The organism is Azospirillum lipoferum, from assembly GCF_024170005.1.
Classification (GTDB): domain Bacteria; phylum Pseudomonadota; class Alphaproteobacteria; order Azospirillales; family Azospirillaceae; genus Azospirillum; species Azospirillum lipoferum.
Window position 1 is genome coordinate 109,147 of sequence record NZ_JALJXJ010000012.1, and the last position, 23,787, is coordinate 132,933.

Genomic DNA, 23,787 nt, shown 5'->3' on the forward strand with positions numbered 1-23,787 from the left:
GATGAGGCGCACGCTGGTCCTGAACGTTGTCGGGCTGACCGCCGACCTCCTGCCCCACGCCCCGGCCATTTCACGGCTGGCGGCACGCGGCATGCGTCCGCTGGTGCCCGTGCTGCCGGCGGTCACCTGTACGATGCAGGCCAGCATGCTGACGGGCCTCCCCCCCGCCGGCCATGGCTGCGTCGCCAACGGCTGGTACGACCGCGACCTGTCGGAGATCCTGTTCTGGAAGCAGAGCAACCGGCTGGTCACCGGCGAGACGCTGTGGGACGAGGCCAAACGGCGCGACCCGGCCTTTGTCGGGGCGAAGCTGTTCTGGTGGTACAACATGTATTCCGGGGCGGACATCAGCGTCACGCCGCGCCCGATCTATGCCGCCGACGGCCGCAAGCTGCCGGACATCTACACCCATCCCGACACCCTTCGCGGAGAACTGGCGCAGGCGCTGGGGCCGTTCCCGCTCTTCCGCTTCTGGGGTCCCGGCGCAGACATCGTGTCGAGCCGCTGGATCGCTGATTGCGCGGCGGAGGTGGAGCACCGCTTCCGCCCGACCCTGTCCCTGGTCTATCTGCCGCATCTCGACTACGACCTGCAACGGCTCGGACCCGACGATCCACGCATCCCCGCCCAGGTCGCCGCCATCGACTCCCTGGCTGCCCCGCTGATCGAGGCGGCGGAGCGCGAGGGCACGCGGGTCCTCGTGCTGTCGGAATACGGCATCACCGGCGTCTCCGGCCCCGTCGCCATCAACCATGCCCTGCGTCAGGCCGGGCTGATCGCGGTGCGCGAGGAACAGGGCGGCGAACTGCTCGACCCCGGCGCGTCGGCCGCCTTCGCCGTCGCCGACCATCAGCTGGCCCATGTCTATGTCCGCCGGCCCGAACAGGTGACGGCAGTGCGCGATCTGCTTCTGCGGTTGGACGGGGTCGAGCGGGTACTGGACGCCGATACGCAACGCGCCGCCGGCATCCGCCACCCACGCGCCGGCGAGCTTGTCGCGGTCGCCTGCGCCGACCGCTGGTTCAGCTATCCCTACTGGCTGGACGACGACCGGGCGCCGGACTTCGCCCGGACCGTGGAAATCCACCGCAAGCCCGGCTACGACCCGGCAGAGCTGTTCCTCGACCCCGCCCTGCGCTGGCCCAAGGCATCCATCACCTGGCGGCTGGCGAAGAAGGCGCTGGGCTTCCGGACATTGATGGACGTGATCCCGCTCGACGCCGCGCTGGTGAAGGGATCCCACGGGCGCCCGACCGACCGGGTGGAGGCCGGACCGCTGCTGATCTCCTCCGAACCCGGACTGCTGCCCGACGGCCCGGTGCCGGCAGAGGCGGTCAAATCCCTCCTGCTCGCCCATGTCTTCGATGAGGTGACCGGCTCATGACCTCTACGCTCCATCCGGACATCCGTTCCCCCATTATCCGCCAGCGCTTCGCCGTCACCTTCGAGTATGCCGTCGCCTTCACCCGCGACGCCTTCGACCCGGCCAATTCCACGTTGGCCGACGCCATGGGGACAGCCGGGGCCGATCCACGCCCGCGCTGCCTCGCCTTCGTCGACATGGGCGTACTGGCTGGGCATCCGGCATTGCCGGAGGCCATCGCCGCCCACTTCGCCGCACGCGACGACCTGCCCACGCTGGTGGTCCCGCCGCGGCTGCTGCCGGGCGGGGAGGCGGTGAAGAACGACCCGGCGCTGATCGGCCAGATGCACGACGCCATCCTCGGGCACGGCATCGACCGGCATTCCTATGTGCTGGCGGTCGGCGGCGGCGCCTTTCTGGACGCGGTCGGGCTTGCCGCCTCCACCGCCCATCGCGGCGTGCGGCTGGTGCGCATGCCGACCACGGTACTGGCGCAGAACGATTCCGGAGTCGGGGTGAAGAGCGCCATCAACCTGAACGGCGCCAAGAACCAGATCGGCACTTTCGCCCCGCCCTGGGCGGTGGTCAACGACGCCGCCTTCCTCGACAGCCTGCCGCAGCGCGACCGCATCGCCGGCATGGCGGAGGCGGTGAAGGTGGCCCTGATCCGCGACGGCGCCTTCTTCGAATGGCTGGAACGGTCGGCCGATGCCCTGACCCTGTTCGAGCCCGAGGCCGTCGCCCACCTGATCCGCCGCTGCGCCGAGCTGCATATGCGCCAGATCACCGGGGGCGGCGATCCGTTCGAGCAGGGCAGCGCCCGTCCGCTCGATTTCGGCCACTGGGCGGCGCACAAGCTGGAAACCTTGAGCCGCAACCACCTGCGCCATGGCGAGGCGGTGGCCGTCGGCATCGCCCTCGACACCCGCTATTCGGTGCTGGCCGGCCTGCTGCCGGAGGGCGAGGACCTGCGCGTCGCCGTCCTGCTGGAGCATCTGGGCTTCCGCCTGTGGCACCCGGCGCTGGCCCGCGTCGATGCCGCCGGCCGGCCGCTGGTGCTGGCCGGGCTGGAGGAATTCCGCGAACATCTCGGCGGCCGGCTGACCATCACCCTGCTGGCCGGGATCGGCCGGGGGATCGAGGTCAACGCGATGGACGCCGGACTGGTCGAAAGCGCCATCGGCTGGCTGTCGGCACGGGAGGCCGCCTGATGCGCCTGCCCGGCGGCGGCACGCTCGGCTACTGCCTGAACGTCCACCCGACGCAAAGCTTCGCCGAGGTGCGGACGGCCCTGCTGGGACCGGTGCGGGAGATCAGGCGCCGGCTTTGCCCCGACCGCCCCTTCGGCGTCGGGCTGCGCCTGTCGGCAGAGGCCGCAGCGGAAGTGGGAGTGGCGGCGGAGCTTGCGGCGATCTTCGAAGGCGAGGGGTTCGAGCCCTTCACCATGAACGGCTTCCCCTATGGCCGCTTCCACGGGGCGCCGGTCAAGGAGGCCGTCTACGAGCCGGACTGGACGACGAAGGAGCGGGTCGCCTACAGCCTCTCCCTGGCCGGGACCATGGCAGCCCTGGTCCCGCCGGGTGGCTTCGCAACCATCAGCACGGTGCCTGGTGGCTACGCCCCGCGCGTGATCGGGCGCGAAGCGGTGGTGGCCGACAGGTTGTTGCAGGCCGTCGCCGGGCTGGTCCGGTTGGAGCGGGCGACCGGCCGCACCGTCGCGCTGGCACTGGAGCCGGAACCCTGGTGCCTGCTGGAAAGCACCGCCGATGCCGTCGCCTTCTTTGGCGGATACCTGTTCAGCGAGGCGGCGGCAAGGCGGCTCGGCGTCCTCGCCGGACTGACGGCCGACGAGGCGGCAGTGGCACTGCCCCGCCATCTCGGCCTCTGCCTGGACGTCTGTCACATGGCGGTCAATTTCGAGGAACCGGCGGAGTCGCTGACCGCCCTGGCCGCCGCCGGCATTCCGATCCACAAGGTGCAGCTCAGCGCAGCCCTCCGGATCGCGCGGGTGGATGACGCGGCGCGGGAGCGCATCGCCGCCTTCCGCGATGCCGTCTATCTCCACCAGACCGTCGCCCGCGCGGCGGACGGAACGGTACGGCGCCTCGTCGATCTGCCGCAGGCGCTGGAAAGTGACGGCGGCCAGGATGAGGAATGGCGGGTCCATTTTCACGTACCGGTCTTCGCCCAGCCGGAACCGCCGCTCGACTCCACCCGCGGCGCACTGGAACGGCTGCTGGCGATCCACCGCGACCGGCCAATAGCGCCGCATCTGGAGGTCGAAACCTACACCTGGGACGTCCTGCCCGCCGAAGCCTGCGGGGCGGGGGGCATCAGCGTCGTCGACGGAATTGAAAGGGAATTGCGATGGGTGTTGGAACGGCTGTCCTGATCCGCCCGCGCGCGGCCCTGATCCTTGGTCGTGTTTCGAACCTGCCGACGGTGCTGAGCAACGCCATGGCCGGCATTGCGCTGGCTGGTGCCGGGGCGCTGGACGGCATGGCCGGTGGGGAGCTTGTCGGTGGAGTCGCCCGCGCGGCCATCGTGCTGGCGCTGTTCTATGTCGGCGGCATGTACCTGAACGACGCCTTCGATGCGGAGATCGACGCGCGGGAGCGACCGGCCCGCCCCATCCCCCGGGGCGACGCCACCCGCGGCACGGTGTTCGCCGCCGGCTTCGCCCTGATCGGACTGGGTCTTGCCCTGGCGGCAGTGTCGGGACTGGAGGCCGGTCTGTGCGGCGGCCTGCTGGCCGGGGCGATCCTGCTCTATGACATTCTGCACAAGCGCACGGCGGCGGCCCCGGCGATCATGGGGCTGTGCCGGCTGCTGTCCTATGCCACCGCAGCGGCAGCCGTCGGTGGAGAGGCCGGTGGGGGGGCGCTGGCGCCCTGGATGCTGCTGGGCGCCGGCGGGCTGTTCTGCCATGTCGTCGGGCTGACCTTCGCCGCCCGGCAGGAGGCCTACGACCGGCTGGACAACGCCTGGCCGCTCGGCGTCCTGGCGGTTCCGCTGACCGGGGCGTTGTGGGTCTCGCTCGGCAGTCCGCTGGCGTTCGGGCTGTGGGCCGCCCTGGCGGCGGCGACGGGCTGGGCCGTGCAGCGGCTGTTCCGCCGGGCGCCCGGTGACGTTCCGCGCGCGGTGGCGGTGCTGATCGCCGCGATCGCGCTGTACGACGCGGTGTTGATCGCCGCCGCAGGATCGGGAGCCGCAGCCCCGCTCACCCTTGCCGCCGCGCTGTGCTTCCCGCTGACCCTGGCGCTCCAGAGGGTCATTCCGGGAACCTGATCCGGTCCGGCGGCCAAGCCCCATCCTCTCTGTACCAAAGTGACGTCATCCCGCACTGTCCATGGCGATTCGGGACGCTGTCCGATTGGCGCAGCGGGGCCGGGGCAGTCGGGCTAGCCCGACCACGGCAGGGAACCTGACGGCGAATGGGGGCTTGAAGCGGTGAGGTCGCGTGCAGACGCCGACCCCACCAAACGGCCGCCCCGGCGGCGCGACGGGGATCCAGAGCCGTGCCGGGTGTTTTCAGCCCCATCGCCAACATTCTGACCAAACTGGTGCTCTACACGCTGCTGGCGGGACTGATCACGCTGGCCGGCGGCGCGTGGTTCTTTCCCAACACCACCTACGCGACCCGGGTCGGCGTCGCACAGCCGCAGCCGGTTCCCTTCAGCCACGAACACCATGTCGGCGGGCTGGGGCTGGACTGCCGCTATTGCCACACGTCGGTGGAGGTGTCGGCCAATGCCGGCCTGCCACCGACCCACACCTGCATGACCTGCCATTCGCAGATCTGGACCAATGCGGAGTTGCTGGCCCCGGTGCGCCAGAGCCTCGCCACCGGAACGCCGATCCGCTGGAACCGGGTCAACACGCTGCCCGACTATGTCTTCTTCAATCACAGCATCCATGTCGCCAAGGGCGTCGGCTGCACCACCTGCCATGGGCCGGTGGACAGCATGCCCCTGACCTGGAAGGGAGCGAGCCTGCGGATGAGCTGGTGCCTGGACTGTCATCGCGATCCCGCCCCGAACCTGCGCCCGAAAGAGGCGGTCTTCGACACCGGCTGGAAACGGACCGCGACGACGCCCTCCGGCGAACAACTGATGGCCAGCTATCACATCCATCCCGGAACCCTGTCCGACTGCTCGGTGTGTCACCGATGACGGGGCCGGAGGAGTTGGGGTGGCGGATCCAGGGCGGATTGGCCGGCCAGAGCGGCCGGGCGCTGTGGCGCAGCCTGGATGAACTGTCGCGCGAGCCGGCCGTGCTGGAGATACTGCGCGCCGAGTTTCCCGGCATGCCGGACCTCGCAGACGCGCGTGTCGGCCGCCGCCGGCTGCTGGAACTGATGGGCGCCTCCTTCGCACTGGCCGGGTTGTCGGGCTGCGGTCCGGGAGAGGAGGTGGACAAAGCCATTCCCTATGTCACCATGCCGTCCGGACTGGTCCCCGGCGTCGCCCGCCATTTCGCCACCGCCGTCACCCGCGGCGGCTATGCCGACGGCGTGCTGGCGATCCACCAGATGGGACGCCCGGTGCAGCTGGAGGGCAATCCCGACCATCCCGCCAGCCTGGGCGCGCTCGACCCGATCATCCAGGCCAGCATCCTCGACCTCTACGACCCCGACCGCTCGCGCACCGTGCTGCACGCCGGCCGGGCGTCGAGCACCAACGGGATGGTCAAGGCGCTGGTCGACCGCCTGCCCGCCCTGGCCGCGCGCGGTGGCGACGGGCTGCGGCTGCTGACCGGGACCGTCACCTCCCCCACTCTGGCCCGGCAGATCGCCGCGCTGAAGCAGCACTTTCCGGCGATGCAGTGGCACCGTTGGGAAGCCGACGGGCGCGACACGGTGCGGGCCGGTTCGGTGCTGGCTTTCGGGCGGCCGGTCGACACCGTGCTGCATCTCGACCACGCCAAGATGATCCTGACGGTGGAGAGCGATTTCCTCGACAGCGCGCCTGGGCATCTGCGCTACGCCCGCGACTTCGCCCGCCGCCGCCGTGCGGCAGAGGACGGACGGCCGGAGGAGATGAGCCGCCTCTATGCGGTGGAAAGCTCGCCCACCCTTGCCGGCGCCCGCGCCGACCACCGCTTCGCTGTCCGGCCCGACGAGGTGGAGGCGGTGGTGCGCGCGCTGGCCGCCGAGCTTGGCGCCGGGCCGGCGGAGTGGCGGCAGGGTGCTCCCGGCTGGCTGGGTGCCATCGCCCGCGACCTGTCCGCCAATCGCGGTGCGGCGCTGGTCCATGCCGGCCCGGCCCAGCCGCCCGCCGTCCATGCGCTGGTCCACGCCATCAACGATGCGCTTGGCGCACCCGGACAGACGGTCAGCCACATCGAGCCGGTGGAGGCCGATCCGGTCGACCATGCCCAGTCAATCAAGGGGCTGGTCGCCGACATGGCGGCGGGACGGGTCGACACGCTGCTGATCCTGGGCGCCAACCCGGTCTTCACCGCTCCCGCCGATCTCGATTTCGCCGCAGCGCTGGGGAAGGTGCCGCTGTCCGTCCATCTCGGCACCGCGCCGGACGAGACCGCCGTGCTCTGCACCTGGCATGTGCCGGAGGCGCATGAGCTGGAACGCTGGGGCGATGCGCGGGCCTTCGATGGCACCGTCACCATCCAGCAGCCGCAGGTCCAGCCGCTGTGGGGCGGCTGGTCGCCGCAGGAACTGCTGGCGGTCCTCGACGGGGAGACGCGGCCCGACGGTTACTCCATCGTCCGGCAGAGCTGGATGGAGCGCCTCCAGGGCAAGGGCGATGCGGCGGAGTTGTGGGCGGACACCCTGCGCATGGGCGTGGTGCCGGACAGCGCCGCCGCACCGGTTTCCGTTTCGCTGTTGCCCGGCTTGGCGGATCGCCTGCCCCCGGCTGCAACACAGCCCAACGGTACGCTGACCGCGCTGTTCCGGCCGGACCCGTGGCTGCGCGACGGGCGCTACGCCAATCTCGGTTGGTTGCAGGAACTGCCCCGGCCCTTCACCACCCTGACCTGGGACAACGCCCTGCTGATCGCACCGGCGACCGCGCAGCGGCTGGACCTCAAGAACGAGGATGTGGTGGAGGTGCACACCGCCAGCGGCCGGCTGCGGGCGCCGGTCTGGCTGCTCCCCGGCCATGCCCCGGACTGCGTCACCCTGCCCTTCGGCTTCGGGCGCCGGATCGTTGGGCGGGTCGGACGCGATGTCGGATTCGACGCCTTCCAGCTGCGGACCTCGGGCAATCTGTGGCAACAGCCGGGAGTGGAACTGCGCAAGACCGGGGAAAGCCACCGCTTGGCCGCTACCCAGCACCACCAGATGATCGACTCCCCCGATGTGGTCCGCCACGCCACGCTGGACGAGTTCCACCAAAATCCTGGCTTCGCCAAGCGCAAGGAACCGCAGCAATCTCTCTATCCGGATTACGATTATCCGCGAAACGCCTGGGGCATGGCGATCAACCTGAATGCCTGCATCGGTTGCAACGCCTGCACCGCCGCCTGCCAGGGCGAGAACAACATCGCGGTGGTCGGCAAGGAGGAGGTGCTGCGGAACCGCCAGATGCACTGGATCCGTATCGACACCTGGTACGAGGGCGGGGCGGCGGCCCCGGAGCAGACCCTTTTCCAGCCGATGACCTGCATGCATTGCGAGAACGCGCCCTGCGAGGTGGTCTGCCCGGTCGCCGCCACCATGCATGACGCCGACGGGCTGAACGTGATGGTCTACAATCGCTGCGTCGGCACCCGCTTCTGCTCCAACAACTGTCCGTACAAGGTCCGGCGTTTCAACTACTTCAACTATTCCGGCGACGACAACCGGCTGTCGATGTCCTGGAACCCCGACGTCTCCGTCCGGGCGCGCGGCGTCATGGAGAAATGCACCTACTGCATCCAGCGCATCCGCAACGCCCGGATCGCCGCCGACCGCGAGAACCGGCCGATCCGCGACGGCGAGGTGAAGACCGCCTGCCAGCAGGCCTGCCCGGCGGAGGCCATCGTCTTCGGCGACCTGAACGATCCCGACAGCGCGGTCAGCCGCCGCAAGGCGAGCCCGCTGGACTATGGCGTCCTGACCGAGTTGAACACCCGGCCCCGTACGACCTACGAGGCGCGGCTGCGCAACCCCAATCCCGAGCTTCAGGAGGTGTAAGCCGGTGAGCGCATCGCCAGGGACCGAACGGGACCGGAAACGGGTGGTGGAACCGGGGGTGACGGCCCGATCGGTGACGGCCCATGTCAGCGACCTCGTGCTGGAACGCCGCACGCCCCTGTGGTGGTGGGTCGGCTTCGGCTTGTCGTTCGGACTGTTCGGGCTGTTTCTGGTAGCGGTCGGCTGGCTGTTCATCCGCGGCGTCGGCATCTGGGGCATCGACTGGCCGATCGCCTGGGGCTTCGCCATCGCCAACTATGTCTGGTGGGTTGGCATGGCGAGCGGCGGGACGCTGATCTCCGCCCTGTTCTTCCTGACCCGGTCGGACTGGCGCAGCGCCACCAGCCGCATCGCCGAGACCATGACGGTGTTCTGCGTCGCCTGCGCCGGGATCATGCCGGTCATCCATCTCGGGCGCTGGTGGTATTTCTACTGGCTGTTCCCCTATCCCAACACCATGGCGCTGTGGCCGCAGTTCCGCAGCCCGTTGCACTGGGATTTCGTCGCCATCCTGGTCTATGTCGCCGGATCCTTGCTGTTCTGGTATGTCGGGCTGCTCCCCGATCTCGCCACCCTGCGCGACCGGGCGCGGCGGCGCTGGCAGCGGGTGCTGTACGGGCTGCTGGCGCTGGGCTGGCAGGGGTCGTCGCAGCACTGGTGCCAGTTCAGGATGCTGTACGGGCTGTTCGCAGCATTGATGGCGCCGCTGGTCTGTTCGATCCACAGCATCGTCGGGCTGGATTTCGCCGGCGGCCTGACGCCGGGCTGGCACGAAACGCAGTTCCCGCCCTATTTCGTCTTCGGCGCGGCACTGTCGGGCTTCGCCGTGGTGCTGATGCTGGTCATTCCGCTGCGCCGGGCGCTGGAGCTGACCGGCGTCATCACGCTGCGCCACATCGACGTGCTGGCGCGGCTGATGCTGACCGCCAGCCTGCTGCTGTCCTACTGCTACCTGATCGAAGTGTTCATGCCCTTCTACCGGGGGGAGCAGCGCGAAATCACCGTGGTGACCTCGCTGCTCACCGGATATTACGCCCCCTGGTACTGGGCGAAGATCGTCCTGAACGGCGTCTTGCCGCAGATCCTGTGGGTACGGGTGCTACGACTGAACCGGCCGCTGCTGTTCCTGGTGGCGCTGGGCGTGGTAGTCGGCATGTGGATCGAACGCTACGTCATCGTCGTCGGCAGCCTGCACCGGAACCACTCGGAATCGAGCTGGTTCGTCTTCGTGCCGACGGTCTGGGACTGGGCGACGCTGGCCGGGTCGGTGGGGCTGTTCCTGACCGGCTTCTTCCTGGCGCTGCGCTTCATCCCGATGGTGTCGATGTTCGAGCTGCGCGAACTCCTCCACAAGAAAAAGGCGGAGGGCGGACGATGACCGTGCGGCGCGGCACCGGCCACAGCCTCCGCGGCCGGCTGGCCGCCTTCGACAGTCCGGATGCGATGCTGGAGTCCCTGCGCCGCCTGCGGCAGGCGGGGTTTTCGCGGCTGGAGGTTTATAGCCCCTATGCGGTGGAGGGGGTGGACGAGCTGCTTGGCCGCAAGGCACGGGCACTGCCGCTGATCGTCGTGGCGGCGGGTGTGCTGGGGGCCGTCGGTGGATTCTTCCTGCAATATTGGGGCATGGTGGTGAGCTATCCGCTGAACATCGGCGGACGGCCGCTGAACAGTTGGCCGGCCTTCGCCACCAGCACCTTCGAACTCGCCGCACTGACCATCCTGCTGGCGGGATTCCTCGCCTTCTGCAAGTTCTGCCGGCTGCCGCGCCTCTATGACCCGATCTTCGATGCAGCCGGCTTTGAACAGGCGTCGCAGGACCGTTTCCTGATCTGGATCGCCGAACGGGAGGGCCGCGAAGACGGCGAACTTCTGCAACGGCTGCTTCCCAATGGCGAAGGGGTGCGGATCGACGAGGTGCCGGCATGATCCGGCTGTCCATTCTCGCGAGTCTGCTGTGTGGGGTATCTCTGCTGGCGGCCTGCGACAACATGGCGAAGCAGCCGCGCGACAAGACCTGGACGCCCGCCAGTGTCGGCCCGGACCGTAAGGTCTGGCCGCCGCAGCCGGCACCCAACACCGTGGCGCGCGAAGACCGGCCACAACCGGCACCGGCGCTGACGCCGACCTTGCTGGCGCGTGGCAAGGAGCGTTACGAGATCTACTGCACGCCTTGCCACGGCTATCTCGGCGATGGCGACGGCATGATCGTCCGGCGCGGTTTCCCGCGACCGCCCTCCTTCCACAGCGAAGCATTGCGGAACACTCCCACCCGGCATTTCTACGAGGTCGCCACCAACGGCTGGGGGGCGATGTACTCCTATGCCGACCGCGTCACCTCCGACGACCGCTGGGCCATCGCCGCTTATATCCGCGCGCTTCAGGCCAGCCAGAATACCGCGGCGACCGAATTGCCTGAGGCAGTGCGGGGGACGCTGCGATGAGCCGCCCGCTCCTCGCCGCCATCGGCGCGGCGCTGGCCGGGGCCGTGGTCTGCGCGGCCGGGGCGCTGGTGGACCCGCAGGCGGTGCTGCGCGGCTGGCTGGCCTCCTTCGCCTTCTGGATCGGGCTGCCGCTGGGCGCGATGATGCTGCTGTTCGCCCATGACCTGACCGGCGGGCGATGGGGAGCCGCCGCGGTGCCGCCCCTACGGGCGATGGTCGCCATGCTGCCGCTGATGCTCCTGCTGCTGGTACCGGTGCTGGTCCTGCTGCCGGAGCTGTATCCCTGGGCGCAGGCGGCCGATGCCGCGCATCTGAAGAACCGGTTCTATCTGAACGCCCCCTTCTTCTACGCGCGGGCTGCGGTCTATGTCCTGGTCTGGCTGGGGATGGCCCTGGCGGTGCTGCTGCGGCCGGAGCGGGGGCGCAATCCGCTGGCGGCGCTGGAGCTGATCCTGCTGGGGCTGACCGTCACCTTCGCGTCCTTCGACTGGTTCATGTCGATCGAGCCGGAGTGGGGCTCCAGCATCTACGGGATGATGATCGTCGGCGGGCAGCTTCTGGGTGCGCTGGCGCTTGCAACACTGGCCGCCGTGCTGAGCGGACGGACGGATGCGGAGCAGCGTCACGACCTGGGCAGCCTCCTGACCGCCGCCATCCTGCTGTGGTTCTACCTGTCCATCATGCAGTTCCTGATCGTCTGGCAGGAGAACCTGCCGAGCGAGATCACATGGTACATCCCGCGCTTCTCAGACGGCTGGGGCTGGGTGGCGGCGCTGGGCGCGCTGGCACAAGGAGCGCTTCCCTTCGCAGCATTGATCTGGTGGCCGGTGAAGCGCAGCCGGGGCGGATTGGCCGCCGTCTGCCTGCTGCTGCTCGCGGCGCATCTGCTGGAATGCTGGTGGCTGATCCTGCCCGGGCTGGCGGGTGGCTTCACCTGGTTCGCCCCCGCCGCCGCGCTGGCGATGGGCGGAGGCTGCATGGCGGTGTTCCTGTGGCGGCACGCCGCCCACGTCGGACAGGCCACCCCAGCCGCCGGCCTGCTGGCAGAGGGGATCCGCCATGGATGAGGCTACGCGGTTCGAGACGCGGGACACACCGCCCTGGTTGTTCCCCCTGCTGGGCGGTCTGGCGGCGGGGCTGATCGGGATCGTCGTGGTCTCGCTGCTGCTGATCTTCCCCGATGCGGCCAAGGACCAGAACCATGCGCTGACGACGCCGATGCCGGAGCCGCGCCTGCAAACAGATCCGGCCGCCGACCTGAAGCGTTACAAGGCGGAAGCGATGGAGCGGCTGACCGGCTATGGCTGGGCCGACCGCGAGCATGGCATCGCCCACATCCCGATCGACGAAGCCATGCACCGTGTCGCCGAACGCGGAATCGCCGACTGGCCGGCCGGCGCAAGGCGGGAGGGGCAGTGATGACACGGCTCACAATGCCCACCCTGTTCTTTCTGCTGTTAGGTACCGCCTCCGTGCAGGCGTCCCCCACAGCCCTGCTGCCGGGACAATTCACGCAGTTAGCCTTCGAGCAGCATCCGGGGGCGCAGTTGCCACGCGACGTTCGGCTGCGCGATGACGCCGGACATGCGGTCACCACTGCGTCCCTCTTCGACGGCGGCAGGCCGCTGGTCCTGGTCTTCGACTATTACCGCTGCACGACGCTGTGCGGGGTGGTGCTGGGCGATCTGGCTGCGGCGCTCGCTCAGACGCCGCTGGCGCCGGGCAAGGATTACGCGGTGATGGCGGTCAGCATTGATCCGGGCGACAGCCCGGCCGACGCCGCGGCGCTGAAGGCCCGGCATTTCGAACGCGATCCCACACTGGCCGGTGCCATTCACGCCCTGGTCGGCGATCCGTCCGATCGGGGGCGGGAGGTGCGGCGCCTCGCCAGCGCGGCCGGCTTCCGCTACCAGCTGGATGAGGCGACCGGACAGTATGCCCATCCGGCGAGCGTGGTGCTGGTGTCGCCGGGAGGAACGGTTTCCCGCTACATCCTGGGGGTGGGCTACGACCCCACCGACCTGCGGCTGGGGCTGGTCGACGCCTCCAGGGGCGCGGTCGGATCGGTCGCCGACCATCTGCTGCTGCTCTGCTACGGCTATGACGCCAAGCAGGGCCGTTACAATGCCGAGGTCGGCCGGCTGATCCAAGCAACCGGTGTCCTGTCGGTGCTGGCGCTTGGGCTGCTGGTCTGGCGGACTGCGCGCCGGCCAAGAAAGGGATGAGGACGGCGATGGGTAGCCTGCAACTCCTCCCCCCCACCGCCTCATCCCATGCCGCCGACATGGACTGGCTGTTCGCGGCCCTGCTGGGGGTCAGCGCCTTCATCCTGCTGCTGGTCTTCGGGCTGATGATCCTGTTCTGCGTCCGCTACCGCAAAGGCAGCAAGGTGGAGCGCGGCAACCGGCTGGGCCGCACCTGGAGGGTGGAAGTGGCGTGGACCGGCCTGACCTTCGCCGCCTTCCTCGTGCTCTATTTCTGGGGGGCGGACCTCTATGTCCGCATCCACAGTCCGCCCGGTGAGGCCACCGACATCTATGTCGTCGGCAAGCAGTGGATGTGGAAGATCGAACATCCCGGTGGCCAGCGCGAGATCGACACGCTGCATGTCCCCGTCGGGCGGCCGGTGCGACTGGTGCTGACCTCGCAGGACGTGATCCACGACTTCGCCATCCCCGCCTTCCGCATCCGCCAGGACGCCGTCCCCGGTCGCTATGAAACGCTGTGGTTCATGCCGACGGAGGTCGGCGAATACCGCCTGTTCTGTGCGGAGTTCTGTGGCACCTGGCATTCGCGGATGGGCGGCACCATCGTGGTGATGGAACCGTCCGATTTCCAGCGCTGGCTGGACAGCCAGGACCCCGGCCCCAGCCTGGCGCAGGAGGGGGAGGCGCTGTTCCGCAGCTACGGCTGCAGCGGCTGCCATGGCGGGGCCGGCACCGTCCGCGCGCCAAGGCTGGAGGGATTGTTCGGCCGTCCGGTGCCGCTGGAAGACGGACGCACGGTGATCGCCGACGATCGCTATATCCGCGATTCGATCCTGATGCCGAAGGCGGAGATCGCCGCCGGCTATCCGCCGGTCATGCCCTCCTTTGCCGGGCAGATCGGCGAGGACGATCTGCTGAAGCTGGTCGCCTACATCAAATCGCTGGCCGACAAGACGGCCGACAGCGCGGAAAGGCCTGCCCCATGACGACCGCGACCGTGACCGGCAAACCGGAGGAACCCGTCGTCGCGACGAAGAACTACCTGACGGAGGAAGGGACCACGCTGCGCTCCTGGCTGCTGACCCGGGATCACAAGCGGATCGCCATCCTCTACACCCTGTCGCTCACCGTCTTCTTCTTCGTCGGCGGGGCGGCGGCGACGCTGATCCGGCTGAATCTGGTGACGCCGGCCGGCATCTTCACACCGGACATCTACAACCGGCTGTTCACGCTGCACGGCATCGTGATGGTCTGGTTCTTCCTGATTCCGTCGATCCCCAACACCATGGGCAATTTCCTGATCCCGCTGATGATCGGCGCCAAGGATCTGGCCTTTCCCCGGCTGAACCTGCTCAGCTGGTATCTGTATATGGGGGCCGGGTTCCTGGCGCTGTTCGCCATCCTGATCGGCGGGGTCGACACCGGCTGGACCTTCTACACGCCGTTCTCCTCGCTCTATTCCAACGGCTATGTCGTGCTGGCGCTGGCCGCCGTATTCGCCGTGGGCTTCTCCTCGATCCTGACCGGGCTGAATTTCATCGTCACCACCCACCGCCTACGGGCGCCGGGGATGACGTGGTACCGGCTGCCGGTGTTCGTCTGGTCGAACTACGCCACCTCCGTCATCATGGTGCTGGCCACACCGGTGCTGGCGATCACGCTGTTGCTGGTGGCGGTGGAACGGCTGCTGCGGGTCGGCATCTTCGACCCGGCGCTAGGCGGTGACCCGCTGCTGTTCCAGCATCTGTTCTGGTTCTACTCCCACCCCGCAGTCTACATCATGATCCTGCCGGGCTTCGGCGTGATCAGCGAGATCGTACCCTGCTTCGCCCGCAAACCGCTGTTCGGCTACAAGTTCGTGGTGTGGTCCAGCATCGCCATCTCGGTCATCGGCTTCTTCGTGTGGGCACATCACATGTTCGTCGCCGGCATCTCGCTCTATGCCGGGCTGGTCTTCTCGCTGCTCAGCTACGTCATCGCGGTGCCGTCGGCGATCAAGGTGTTCAACTGGACCGCCACGCTGCACAAGGGCTGGATCAGCTTCGATGCGCCGATGCTGTACGCCCTGGGCTTCATCGGGCTGTTCACCATCGGCGGGCTGACCGGGCTGTTCGTCGCCAACCTCGCCTTCGACGTCCATGTCACCGACACCTATTTCGTCGTGGCGCATTTCCACTACATCATGGTCGGCGGCATGGTCAGCGCCTATTTCGGCGGGCTGCATTACTGGTGGCCGAAGGTGACCGGGCGGCTCTATCCCGAATGGTGGGCACGCATCGCCGCCCTGCTGATCTTCTTCGGCTTCAACCTGACCTTCTTCCCGCAGTTCATCCTGGGCTATCTGGGGATGGAGCGGCGGTACTACGCCTACCCGCCGGAGTTCCAGGCCTGGAACATCTTCTCGTCGGCCGGGGCGTCGGTGCTGGCGGTCGGCTATGTCCTGCCCTTCTTCTATCTCGGCTGGTCGCTGTTCCGTGGCAAGCGGGCAGGATCCAACCCGTGGGCGGCGACGGGACTGGAATGGAAAACCCCCTCCCCTCCCCCCACCCACAATTTCGACCGGACACCGACCGTCACCCGCCCGCCCTACCAGTACCGGCCGGAACCGGAGCCGCAGGATGTCTGACGCCACCCCACACCCACAGCCCGTCCCTCGGCCCGAACCACAATACGCCACGATGGACCAGCAGGCGGAGGCCGCCAGCTTCGGCATGTGGGTGTTCCTGGCGACGGAGGTGCTGTTCTTCGGCGGGATGCTGCTGGCCTATGCGTGGTTGCGCGCCAGCCATCCGGACGGGGTGGCGGAGGCCGGGCGCCACACGAAGGTCGTCATCGGGTCGGTCAACACGCTGGTGCTGCTGACCAGCAGCCTCACCATGGCCTGGGCGGTCCATGCGGCGGAGCATGGTCGGCGGACGGCGCTGACCCGGCTGCTGGCGGTCACGGCGCTGCTCGGACTGCTGTTCCTGGGGCTGAAGGGTTACGAGTATCATGGGGAATGGGCCGAGCATCTGGTGCCGGGACTGAATTTCCAGGAAAACGGCCCGCATGCCCGGACGATCGAGCTGTTCTATTTCCTCTATTTCCTGCTGACGGGCATCCACGGCATCCATGTCACCATCGGCATCGTCCTGATCGCGGTGATGGCGGTGCGGGCGCGACGCGGCGCCTTTTCGGCGGGCTACTTCACGCCGGTGGAGGTGACGGGGCTGTACTGGCACTTCGTCGACATCGTGTGGATCTTCCTCTACCCGCTGATCTATCTGGCTGGACGGAGCGGGCCATGATGGGACTTCCCCGCACCTGCCTGATCACCTGGGCGGCCCTGGTGGCGCTGCTGGCGGCGACGCTGGGGCTGGCCTATGTGCCGATGCCCGGTCCGCTGAACATCGTGCTGGCGCTGGGCATCTCTGTGGCGAAGGCGCTGCTGGTGCTGGCGCTGTTCATGAAGCTGTTCCGCGCCCCGGCCCTGACCCGTGCCGCGGCGGCGGCCGGGCTGTTCTGGCTGGCGGTGCTGTTCGCCCTGTCGGCGACGGACTATCTGACCCGCAAGGTTGAGCCCGCCGGCGACCTGCCGGCGCCGACCGGTCGGGAATACCAGTCGGGCGGCCGCTGAGCCGCCTGTTCGAACGAGGAGGCAGACGCGATGCATTCGGACGCCACCAGCCGGCTGGTCGATGCCGTGGTCCGCACCCGGCATATGCTGGACGCCGCCCGGCGCAGCACAATCGAGCATTTCGGCGAAGGCCCCCGCGATCGTGGCAAGAGCGCGGTGCTGATGGACATCCGCGACCTGCACGACCGCATCATCCGGCCGATCATTGAGTCCCGGCAGCCGATCGTCCGCGATGTCGGCACCGTGTGGTTCCAGGAGGACATCGGCCTGGTCCACGAGATGCCGCGTGCCATCGTCCATTTCACTTCCGTCGACAGTGCCGAGGATGCGCCGCACGCGTATATGACCATCCATGTCGGGGAGGACGGCACCACCTCCGTTTCGGAAAATTTCCTGACACCGGTGAAGACGACCGACGTGCGGACCTGCCGGCTGGACGATCTCGACAGCGAGGCGGTCGCGCTGATGGTCGACCGGTTCCTGGCGAAGGCAATTCAGGGATAGGCGGCCAATCATATCGGGATGTTCACCCGGGGTCCGGTGTTAAGGCAAAATTGGCTTTCCATAAACCATGCTTGACTCCAGCACATATTTTGTGTGCAGTGCAGCATAACCCCCGCTCATGAACCTGGACGGCCGCCGCCGCATCGAGGCGCCCAACCGAGGTCGCTCCCCCACTCCATGACGGCTGGAGTTGTCATGATCGAGTTGATCTTCGTGGTTTGCCTTGTTTCCAGTCCCGACCGCTGCACCGTCGAACGCCCGCAGTTCCAGGAGCCGTTCGTCAATGTGATGGCCTGTTCGCGCACCGGCCTGTTCCGGGCCGCGGAATGGGCGGAACAGCACCCGAAATACACGGTCCGCCGCTGGAAGTGCGAACCGCGCCAAGTCTGAGCAACAAGGTCTGGTTCGCAGGGCCTGCCGGCACCCGCACATCTCCCCCATAAAGAGATCTACCTCTTTTGAGCGATCCAGTTCCATCCGCGTCCGTGATTGTTATAAGAGACAATCATTGATGATCCCTGGGCACACCCCCATGGGAAGGATGGAAAGGGTCCGGCCATGCCTGTTCGCATCGTGCTCATTCTCACGGCGGCCCTGCTGTCGGCGGCTTTGTCGTCTGTGGCTCCGGCCGCCGCCGGCCCGGTGAACGATTATCCGACGGCGGCACGGGCCGATTACGTGATCGCCTGCATGGCGTCGAACGGGCAGTCACACATCGTCATGGAGAAATGCGCGTGCAGCATCGACGCCATCGCCGACCGCATCACCTATGACGACTACACCGCCATCGAGACGGTGAAGGTGATGGCCGACCAGCCGGGAGAACGCGCCGGGATCTTCCGCAGTTCCGGCTGGGCCAAGGACCTGATGGACCGCTTCCGCCAGGCCCAGGTCGCCGCCGACCGGAAATGCTTCTGACCGGCCCGGTGGCTACAGCGCCGGGTCGTCTTTTCCGGCACCGGGGGCCAACGAAACGCTTTTGGCGAAAGTGGCGCCTTTGGTGTCTTGGGCGACCACCTCCAGGCTGCCGCCTTCGGTAGGCAGGAAGCTGAAGCGCAGGTTCGGATCCTCGGCGATGGAGATGTCGGTGTCCGCCTCCAGTACCGTCCCGCCGCCGGCACGGATGATGATCGACTGGATATAATGAGCGGGGATGTAGGTCCGGCTGACCTGATCGAACTGTAGGCCGCTGCTGTTGGGGTGGCTGATCATGACCTGCGCGATGGCCGGGCTGCCGGGCGGCAGCGTATCCGGAAGCTTCACCTTGATACGGCCTAGGCGCGCCATCGCCTCCTGCGGGTCCTTGACGGCGGGGGCGGAACAGCCACCGGCCGCCTTGACATAGGCGGCAGTCATCAGCAACCGGCCGTCCTGCGTCTCCCCCACTGCACGGATGTTGGTGTATTCGTTGACGCGGACGCGGGTTTCGACGCCGCTGCCGGCGCTGGCCGGACCGAAGCGGAAGGTGGCGGCCAGCGGCACCGGATTCTTGTCGACCAGCAACGACAACGTCTTCAGGCGAAGCGACGGCTCCACCTCGATCCGCACCGGCACCAGGGCCGCGTCATGGGCGCGGGCCGGGGCGTCGATGCGGATGCGGATGCCGGCCTCCTCCACCGGGCGGTCCTTGAAATACATGTCGTGCAGCAGGTCCCAGCGCGCCGCGTCCTCCGCCGCATCGGCCGCGGCAAGACCGGGCATGGACAGGACGATCAGAAGGCCGATCAGCGGCCCCATCAGCGGATATCGCGTCATCGCTCCCGCTCCTATTCCCATTCGAGTTCGGCGAAGGTCGCCGTGACGTTGCGCGGGTTATATGCATCGAACAACAGCCAGCGCCCCCGCTCGTCCTCCGCCACTTGGGCGACGGCATCCTGGATGCCGCCACCCGCCTTCAGCACCCGCCGCACCCCCTCCACCAGCGTCGTCAGATAGCGCCGTTCGGCGTCCAGCGCGCCCGGCCAAGCCACGGATGCGGGGCCATGGCCGGGAACGGCACGCACCGCCGGCACCCGCTCCAGCCGGTCGATCACCCGCAGCCACCCCAGCGCATTGCCGTCCACCGCCGGAAGATGGTCAACGAACAGCAGGTCGCCGGCGAACAGCGTCCCCGTCTTGCGGTCGAAGACGGTCAGGTCGTTGTTGGTGTGCGCGGTCGGATAGGCGGTCAGCACCAGGATGCGGTTGCCCAGGTCAACCCGCAACTCTTCGCCCACCGGCCGGTCGACCCGCACCGGAGCGATGCCGGCCGCAGCCTCGGCCCCCAATTCCTCGGTCAGGCGCTGACGATAGACCTCCTGGCGGGCGGCCAGCGCGTCGCGGAGATTGGCATGGCCGGCGACCGGCACGTCGGCGAAGGCGGCGTTGCCGAAGATGTGGTCGGGGTGCATATGGGTGTTGATGACGATGACCGGCTTCCTGTCGGTCCGCGCCGTGATGGCGTCGCGCAGGCGCCGCCCCAGGTCCGGCGTACCGCCGGTGTCGATGACCGCGACGACGCTGTCGCCGACGATGAAGCCCATGTTGGCGGTGTCGCCGTGGTTGTCCGGCGCCGGCTCGGCGATGACACCCTGATGGACGAAGACGCCGGGAGCCACCTCCGTCATCGGCAGCGGCTCCGCCGACGCGGGCAGGGCTGCCGCGAGGAGCCACAGCATCGTGCCGCCGACCTTGAGGCCGAAGATGGCGGTCATGCCTGTGTTCCCTTACGGCCCGCCTGCCGGCCCTCCAGCCAATGGGCGAAGAGGCTGGCGACGGTCAGGTCGGCGGAGGTGCCGGGGTTGATGCCCTGCCATTTCAGGCGCGCATCGAAGACGAACAGATGTTCGCGCCGGAGAACCGCCGAGGATGCTGCGGCGACCCGCCCGCGCACCTCGCGAGCTTCGGCCAGCACGGACGCGGCGACCTCCTCGCCATGCTTGCGCAGGATGTGGCTGTCGGGAAAGGCCGTCAGGAAGTCCAGATATACGGCCTCGGCCATGGTGACGGCATCACTGTCGGCCATCGAGCGGACACGGGCGACGCCGATGTCGAAGACGTCGCGGTAGCCATCGGCATACTGGGCGGCGATACGATCGCGCGACCGGGCCGCCGTCATGACCACGCGCAGGTCGACCGTCGCCGGGCCGGCGACGTCATGCTCCGCAGCACGTCCCAGACCGCCGGGCGATGCGAGGCGGATCGCCTCAAAAGCAGCCTCGGCATCCTCCACCGTCAGCGCCGCCAGCACGGTGGACAGCCTGTCGCGCAGGGGACGTGCCGCCGGCAGCTCGGCAGCGCGGGCTAGCGGCGCGCACAGCAGCAGGATGCCCAGGTTGGTGTTGCAGTCCACCACCGACCGTGTCGCCCGCACCGCCCGCAGGATGCGTTCGCCGACCGGGGTGCCGGATCGGGCGATCTCCGGTGCCGCGGCCTCCGCCGACCGCAGGAAATCCTCCACTGTCATGCCGTGGCCGGCGGCGTGCACATGGACGTTGCCGGGTTTCAGGGCCATCACCTCCGCCCGGCAGACCGCCATGAACAGCTCCGCGACGGCGGCACTCATCCCCCCGTCCCTGCAAAGGAGCGGTCGAGCATGTCCGACGCAAGATGCCCGCCATGGAAGCTGCGGCCGCTGTCGAGCGCCGTCACCACCACACGGGCCGGCGCGAACAGCAACGGGTCAATGGCGTAGAAATCCTTGTTCACCGCCGCGAACACCTCGGCGAAGGGGCGGCCATAATCGCGGGATTCCGTGCTGGGCAGGCGGCGCGCCAGATCGGAGGCGGCATCGTCGGGGCCGGTGACGAACAGCTGGACGGTGCCGCCGAACAGGATGGCGTCGTTGGCCCGCCCCATCGCCTCGACGAAGCCCTTGCCGGGTGGCGGCAAGGGAGCGACACCGATGCCGTCGGCGACATGGTCCAGCGGGAAGCCCAGCGCATGCACCTTGTGCAACGCAACCTCCAGCACGCGGGCGACGATCTGCACCGTGCCGGCGAGGCTGGCCGTCGGCGTCAGAACCAGCGTCAGCCGCTCCGCCGCGATCCTGCAATCGGCGGCGATCCGCTCGACCAGCGGCGCCGGCGGGACGGTGCCGCTTTCCAGCACCAGCACGGCATGGTCGCCGCTGTCGGCATAGCCGAGTTCCTCGAACAGGGGCTCCTTGCGGGCGAGCGCGCGTCCGGGACCGGAGCCGAGCGCGAAGAAGGATCCGCCCTCCTCCTTATGCGACAGGCTCCAGCCGGCATATTGGCTGCCCAGGCAGGCGAGCACCGGATCGGTGCTGTGAACCGCCACCTGGAAGGGCCAACGATCCGACCGGGTGTCGGCCTGGAGCGTCACCCGGCCAAGCCCGCCCATGCACAGCTCGGCGATGCGGCGTCCGGCCTCCAGACCGCCGGGATGGGCGATTCCGCCATCGACGATGGTGGCGCCGGCCACCCGGTCGATGCCGAGCCGCAATTGCACCGCATCGGCAACCAGGGTGGTGGCGAGCGGACCGGACAGGGCTGACAGGCTTGGGCGCCCGGTCATCGCGCGCTGTGTCATCATTGGGCCTTCCCGACAATGGTCCGCGCCGCGTCCATCGCATCCTGGAAATCGAAGGCGACGGCGGTGCCGCCGGTCTGCATCCGCTCCAGCAGATGGTGCTGGACCTTGAACTTGACGTTGCCGATGGCGAGCGCGCCAATGCCGACAGCATTCGGCTGAGCGGACAAGGGAGCGCCGTCATCCTTTACGCCGACGCCCTCCACCCCGGCCGGCGGCACGGCGTTGATGTCGGCGGCGACGCGCAGGCGTCTGGCCGCGCGCAGATCGTCGGCGGTCAATACGGTGACTCCGGCCTTGCCGCAGGCCAGCACGACCTCCGCCCGCTCCATTAGCGCCGCCTTGCCGCCGGCCGAGGTGTCGGCGCAGGACAGCGTGACGCCATAGCGCCGGCCGAACTCCTCCGCCTTGCCCTGCACGGCCGACACGCCGCGGTGGCTGACCAGGGTGACCGAACCACCGGCCTGGGCCGCGATCAGCCCGGCGATGCCGCCGACGACACCAGTGGCTCCATAGACCTGGACATCCAGGCCGGCCAAGCCGTCCTGCCCCGACCGCCGCAGGGCTCGCTCCACCACCGCGACCATGGCGGCAGCGGTGGTGAAGGCGCCCGACGGATCGGCAAAGACCGAGATCTGGAAAGGTGGGAACATCGCCTTGCGCGCCACCTCCAGCATGTCCAGCGCCGTCGCCGCGTCCCGCCCGCCGATGAACAGGCCTGTGCGTGCCGCGTTTTTTGGGTCGCGGGAGAACATGGCGTCCTGGGTCAGCGCCTCGACCTGCGCGGTCTCGATGCCGGTGTAGGGAACCACCGTATCGATGCCGGCATCCACCGCCATGTTGACGTCGAATGGGCTGACATTCGCCAGCGGCGTGATCATGTGCAGCACGTAAGGGGCGCCCATGCCTGCCTCCTTCCAATCATTCTCCCGCATCACTCGCCAGCCACCCGCCGGACGGCAGGGACGAACTCGGTCTCGGCCGACAGATTCCGCACGGTCGCACCGGTATTCCGCCCACGGCACACCATCACCTCCAGCGGCGAGCCGGCCCAGCGGGTGCGCATCTCGCCGGCCAGCCACTCCGCCTGCGTCGCGTCGCCGACGATGGCAAAGCCGGTCGGCCCCCAGCTGCTCTGCCCGACACCGGCAATGCCTTCCGCCTCCAGCCAAGCCAGCGCGTCGGCCACCAGGGGGCTGGTGAAGCGCCCCCCCTGGGCTGGAGCGAAATGGTCGCCGACCGTGCGCTGCAACTCGCCGATGGCCTGTCCGAAACGGTCCACGTCGCCTTCGGCCAGCGCCGGCAGGGCGACCATCAGCATCAGCCGGCAGAGATGCGCCGCGGCATCGGACGGAAAGGGCGGCAGCCGGCGGAAAGCCTCGGCCTCCGGCACGCCGTGCAGCCCATGGCCGCCGCGATGAAGCAGCAGCAGGATGCGCCAGTCCTCAGGGAAAGGAGCCCGCGCGATCAGCGGCGGTGCAGCATCCAGTTCGCCCCGGCCGCCGTCCAGCAGCACTCCACCCTGCTCGAAGGCAGCCAGCCCGATGCCGGACCGGGCACCCCGTTCCAGCGCGCGGGCAAGGTCGCGGGCGGCGGTGCCGCGCCCCTCCAGGCAGACCAGCGCGGCGGCAACGGCAAGGTCCGTCTGCGTGCCCGAGCCCAAGCCGACATGGGGCGGGATCGCCTCCTCCACCGTCACGGCGACGGCATCGGGCAGACCCGCCTCGCGGCCGAGACGTTCGATGCTGCGACGAATGCGGTCGGCCGACGGACCGCTGACGGTCAGACTGTCGGCGGCGCGTGCGCGCAGGGCGATGGTCGGCCGGTCGATGGCGATGCCGAGGCTGCCGAAACGGCGCCCCAATCCACCATTCAGATCGACGAAGCCGGCATGCAGGCGCGCGGGCGCACGGACCCACACCTCCCCTATCCGATTGCGCTGGTGGCTCATCTGCATTCCCTTTGCGCGGGTCACCGCACAATGTTAG

General features: G+C 68.5%; 25 protein-coding genes. 19 read left to right on the forward strand and 6 right to left on the reverse strand.

Annotated elements, in window-relative coordinates:
* The first annotated feature begins 1 nt into the window (after window position 1).
* The 19 genes from J2848_RS25380 to J2848_RS25470 all read left to right on the forward strand — a co-directional run bounded on the left by J2848_RS25380 (window position 2) and on the right by J2848_RS25470 (window position 18,187).
* Window positions 2–1,384, forward strand: coding sequence for an alkaline phosphatase family protein (locus J2848_RS25380; protein ID WP_149235178.1), 1,383 nt, complete (start codon window positions 2–4; stop codon window positions 1,382–1,384).
* A complete protein-coding gene (locus J2848_RS25385; RefSeq protein ID WP_149235177.1) occupies window positions 1,381–2,574 on the forward strand; it encodes a 3-dehydroquinate synthase in 1,194 nt (397 codons plus the stop codon). Before J2848_RS25380 ends, J2848_RS25385 begins: the two co-directional genes overlap by 4 nt.
* Window positions 2,574–3,755, forward strand: a complete 1,182-nt coding sequence (eboE, locus tag J2848_RS25390; protein ID WP_149235176.1) for a metabolite traffic protein EboE — start codon at window positions 2,574–2,576, stop codon at window positions 3,753–3,755. The genes J2848_RS25385 and eboE overlap by 1 nt, the downstream gene beginning before the upstream one ends.
* Complete coding sequence (locus tag J2848_RS25395; RefSeq protein ID WP_149235175.1) at window positions 3,731–4,651, forward strand: UbiA family prenyltransferase; 921 nt, start codon at window positions 3,731–3,733, stop codon at window positions 4,649–4,651. The genes eboE and J2848_RS25395 overlap by 25 nt, the downstream gene beginning before the upstream one ends.
* Before the next feature lie 230 nt (window positions 4,652–4,881).
* On the forward strand, window positions 4,882–5,535 hold the full coding sequence (locus tag J2848_RS25400) for a cytochrome c3 family protein (RefSeq protein WP_149235174.1): 654 nt from the start codon (window positions 4,882–4,884) through the stop codon (window positions 5,533–5,535).
* Window positions 5,532–8,501, forward strand: coding sequence for a TAT-variant-translocated molybdopterin oxidoreductase (locus tag J2848_RS25405; protein WP_149235173.1), 2,970 nt, complete (start codon window positions 5,532–5,534; stop codon window positions 8,499–8,501). The genes J2848_RS25400 and J2848_RS25405 overlap by 4 nt, the downstream gene beginning before the upstream one ends.
* A 4-nt stretch (window positions 8,502–8,505) precedes the next feature.
* Window positions 8,506–9,879, forward strand: coding sequence for an NrfD/PsrC family molybdoenzyme membrane anchor subunit (nrfD, locus tag J2848_RS25410; RefSeq protein WP_149235172.1), 1,374 nt, complete (start codon window positions 8,506–8,508; stop codon window positions 9,877–9,879).
* Window positions 9,876–10,427 (forward strand): DUF3341 domain-containing protein, encoded by a 552-nt coding sequence (locus tag J2848_RS25415; protein ID WP_149235171.1) that lies wholly within the window; start codon window positions 9,876–9,878, stop codon window positions 10,425–10,427. The genes nrfD and J2848_RS25415 overlap by 4 nt, the downstream gene beginning before the upstream one ends.
* A complete protein-coding gene (locus tag J2848_RS25420) occupies window positions 10,424–10,942 on the forward strand; it encodes a c-type cytochrome (RefSeq protein WP_149235170.1) in 519 nt (172 codons plus the stop codon). Before J2848_RS25415 ends, J2848_RS25420 begins: the two co-directional genes overlap by 4 nt.
* Complete coding sequence (locus J2848_RS25425; protein ID WP_149235169.1) at window positions 10,939–12,009, forward strand: hypothetical protein; 1,071 nt, start codon at window positions 10,939–10,941, stop codon at window positions 12,007–12,009. Before J2848_RS25420 ends, J2848_RS25425 begins: the two co-directional genes overlap by 4 nt.
* On the forward strand, window positions 12,002–12,361 hold the full coding sequence (locus J2848_RS25430; RefSeq protein ID WP_149235168.1) for a hypothetical protein: 360 nt from the start codon (window positions 12,002–12,004) through the stop codon (window positions 12,359–12,361). Before J2848_RS25425 ends, J2848_RS25430 begins: the two co-directional genes overlap by 8 nt.
* The gene (locus tag J2848_RS25435) at window positions 12,361–13,167 is read left to right on the forward strand and encodes an SCO family protein (protein ID WP_149235167.1); all 807 of its coding nucleotides are present in this window, start codon (window positions 12,361–12,363) and stop codon (window positions 13,165–13,167) included. Before J2848_RS25430 ends, J2848_RS25435 begins: the two co-directional genes overlap by 1 nt.
* An 8-nt stretch (window positions 13,168–13,175) precedes the next feature.
* A complete protein-coding gene (gene coxB / locus J2848_RS25440; RefSeq protein WP_149235166.1) occupies window positions 13,176–14,135 on the forward strand; it encodes a cytochrome c oxidase subunit II in 960 nt (319 codons plus the stop codon).
* The gene (locus tag J2848_RS25445; protein ID WP_149235165.1) at window positions 14,132–15,775 is read left to right on the forward strand and encodes a cytochrome c oxidase subunit I; all 1,644 of its coding nucleotides are present in this window, start codon (window positions 14,132–14,134) and stop codon (window positions 15,773–15,775) included. The genes coxB and J2848_RS25445 overlap by 4 nt, the downstream gene beginning before the upstream one ends.
* Before the next feature lie 52 nt (window positions 15,776–15,827).
* Window positions 15,828–16,436 carry a cytochrome c oxidase subunit 3 gene (locus tag J2848_RS25450; RefSeq protein WP_149235164.1) on the forward strand — a complete coding sequence of 203 codons (609 nt, stop codon included), beginning with the start codon at window positions 15,828–15,830 and terminating at the stop codon, window positions 16,434–16,436.
* Complete coding sequence (locus J2848_RS25455) at window positions 16,433–16,765, forward strand: cytochrome C oxidase subunit IV family protein (protein WP_149235163.1); 333 nt, start codon at window positions 16,433–16,435, stop codon at window positions 16,763–16,765. The genes J2848_RS25450 and J2848_RS25455 overlap by 4 nt, the downstream gene beginning before the upstream one ends.
* A gap of 30 nt (window positions 16,766–16,795) precedes the next feature.
* Complete coding sequence (locus J2848_RS25460; protein ID WP_149235162.1) at window positions 16,796–17,269, forward strand: hypothetical protein; 474 nt, start codon at window positions 16,796–16,798, stop codon at window positions 17,267–17,269.
* A 195-nt stretch (window positions 17,270–17,464) separates the two neighbouring features.
* Complete coding sequence (locus J2848_RS25465) at window positions 17,465–17,659, forward strand: hypothetical protein (RefSeq protein ID WP_149235161.1); 195 nt, start codon at window positions 17,465–17,467, stop codon at window positions 17,657–17,659.
* 168 nt (window positions 17,660–17,827) lie between these two features.
* The gene (locus J2848_RS25470) at window positions 17,828–18,187 is read left to right on the forward strand and encodes a hypothetical protein (protein ID WP_149235160.1); all 360 of its coding nucleotides are present in this window, start codon (window positions 17,828–17,830) and stop codon (window positions 18,185–18,187) included.
* 12 nt (window positions 18,188–18,199) lie between these two features.
* On the opposite strand, the gene J2848_RS25475 is transcribed toward J2848_RS25470, so the two are convergent.
* The 6 genes from J2848_RS25475 to J2848_RS25500 are packed head-to-tail and all read right to left on the reverse strand — an operon-like array spanning window position 18,200 to window position 23,750.
* Window positions 18,200–19,024: a quinoprotein dehydrogenase-associated SoxYZ-like carrier gene (locus J2848_RS25475; RefSeq protein WP_149235159.1), complete on the reverse strand. Its 825-nt coding sequence runs from the start codon at window positions 19,022–19,024 to the stop codon at window positions 18,200–18,202.
* Between the two features lie 11 nt (window positions 19,025–19,035).
* The gene (locus tag J2848_RS25480; protein ID WP_246194436.1) at window positions 19,036–19,962 is read right to left on the reverse strand and encodes a quinoprotein relay system zinc metallohydrolase 2; all 927 of its coding nucleotides are present in this window, start codon (window positions 19,960–19,962) and stop codon (window positions 19,036–19,038) included.
* Window positions 19,959–20,813, reverse strand: a complete 855-nt coding sequence (locus tag J2848_RS25485) for a triphosphoribosyl-dephospho-CoA synthase (protein ID WP_149235158.1) — start codon at window positions 20,811–20,813, stop codon at window positions 19,959–19,961. Before J2848_RS25485 ends, J2848_RS25480 begins: the two co-directional genes overlap by 4 nt.
* Window positions 20,810–21,802, reverse strand: coding sequence for a methenyltetrahydromethanopterin cyclohydrolase (gene mch / locus J2848_RS25490; protein WP_246194434.1), 993 nt, complete (start codon window positions 21,800–21,802; stop codon window positions 20,810–20,812). Before mch ends, J2848_RS25485 begins: the two co-directional genes overlap by 4 nt.
* Entirely contained in the window at window positions 21,799–22,704 is a 906-nt protein-coding gene (locus tag J2848_RS25495; protein ID WP_149235157.1) for an NAD(P)-dependent methylenetetrahydromethanopterin dehydrogenase, read from the reverse strand. The genes mch and J2848_RS25495 overlap by 4 nt, the downstream gene beginning before the upstream one ends.
* Window positions 22,705–22,733: 29 nt before the next feature.
* On the reverse strand, window positions 22,734–23,750 hold the full coding sequence (locus J2848_RS25500) for a beta-ribofuranosylaminobenzene 5'-phosphate synthase family protein (RefSeq protein WP_149235156.1): 1,017 nt from the start codon (window positions 23,748–23,750) through the stop codon (window positions 22,734–22,736).
* Window positions 23,751–23,787 lie beyond the last annotated feature (37 nt).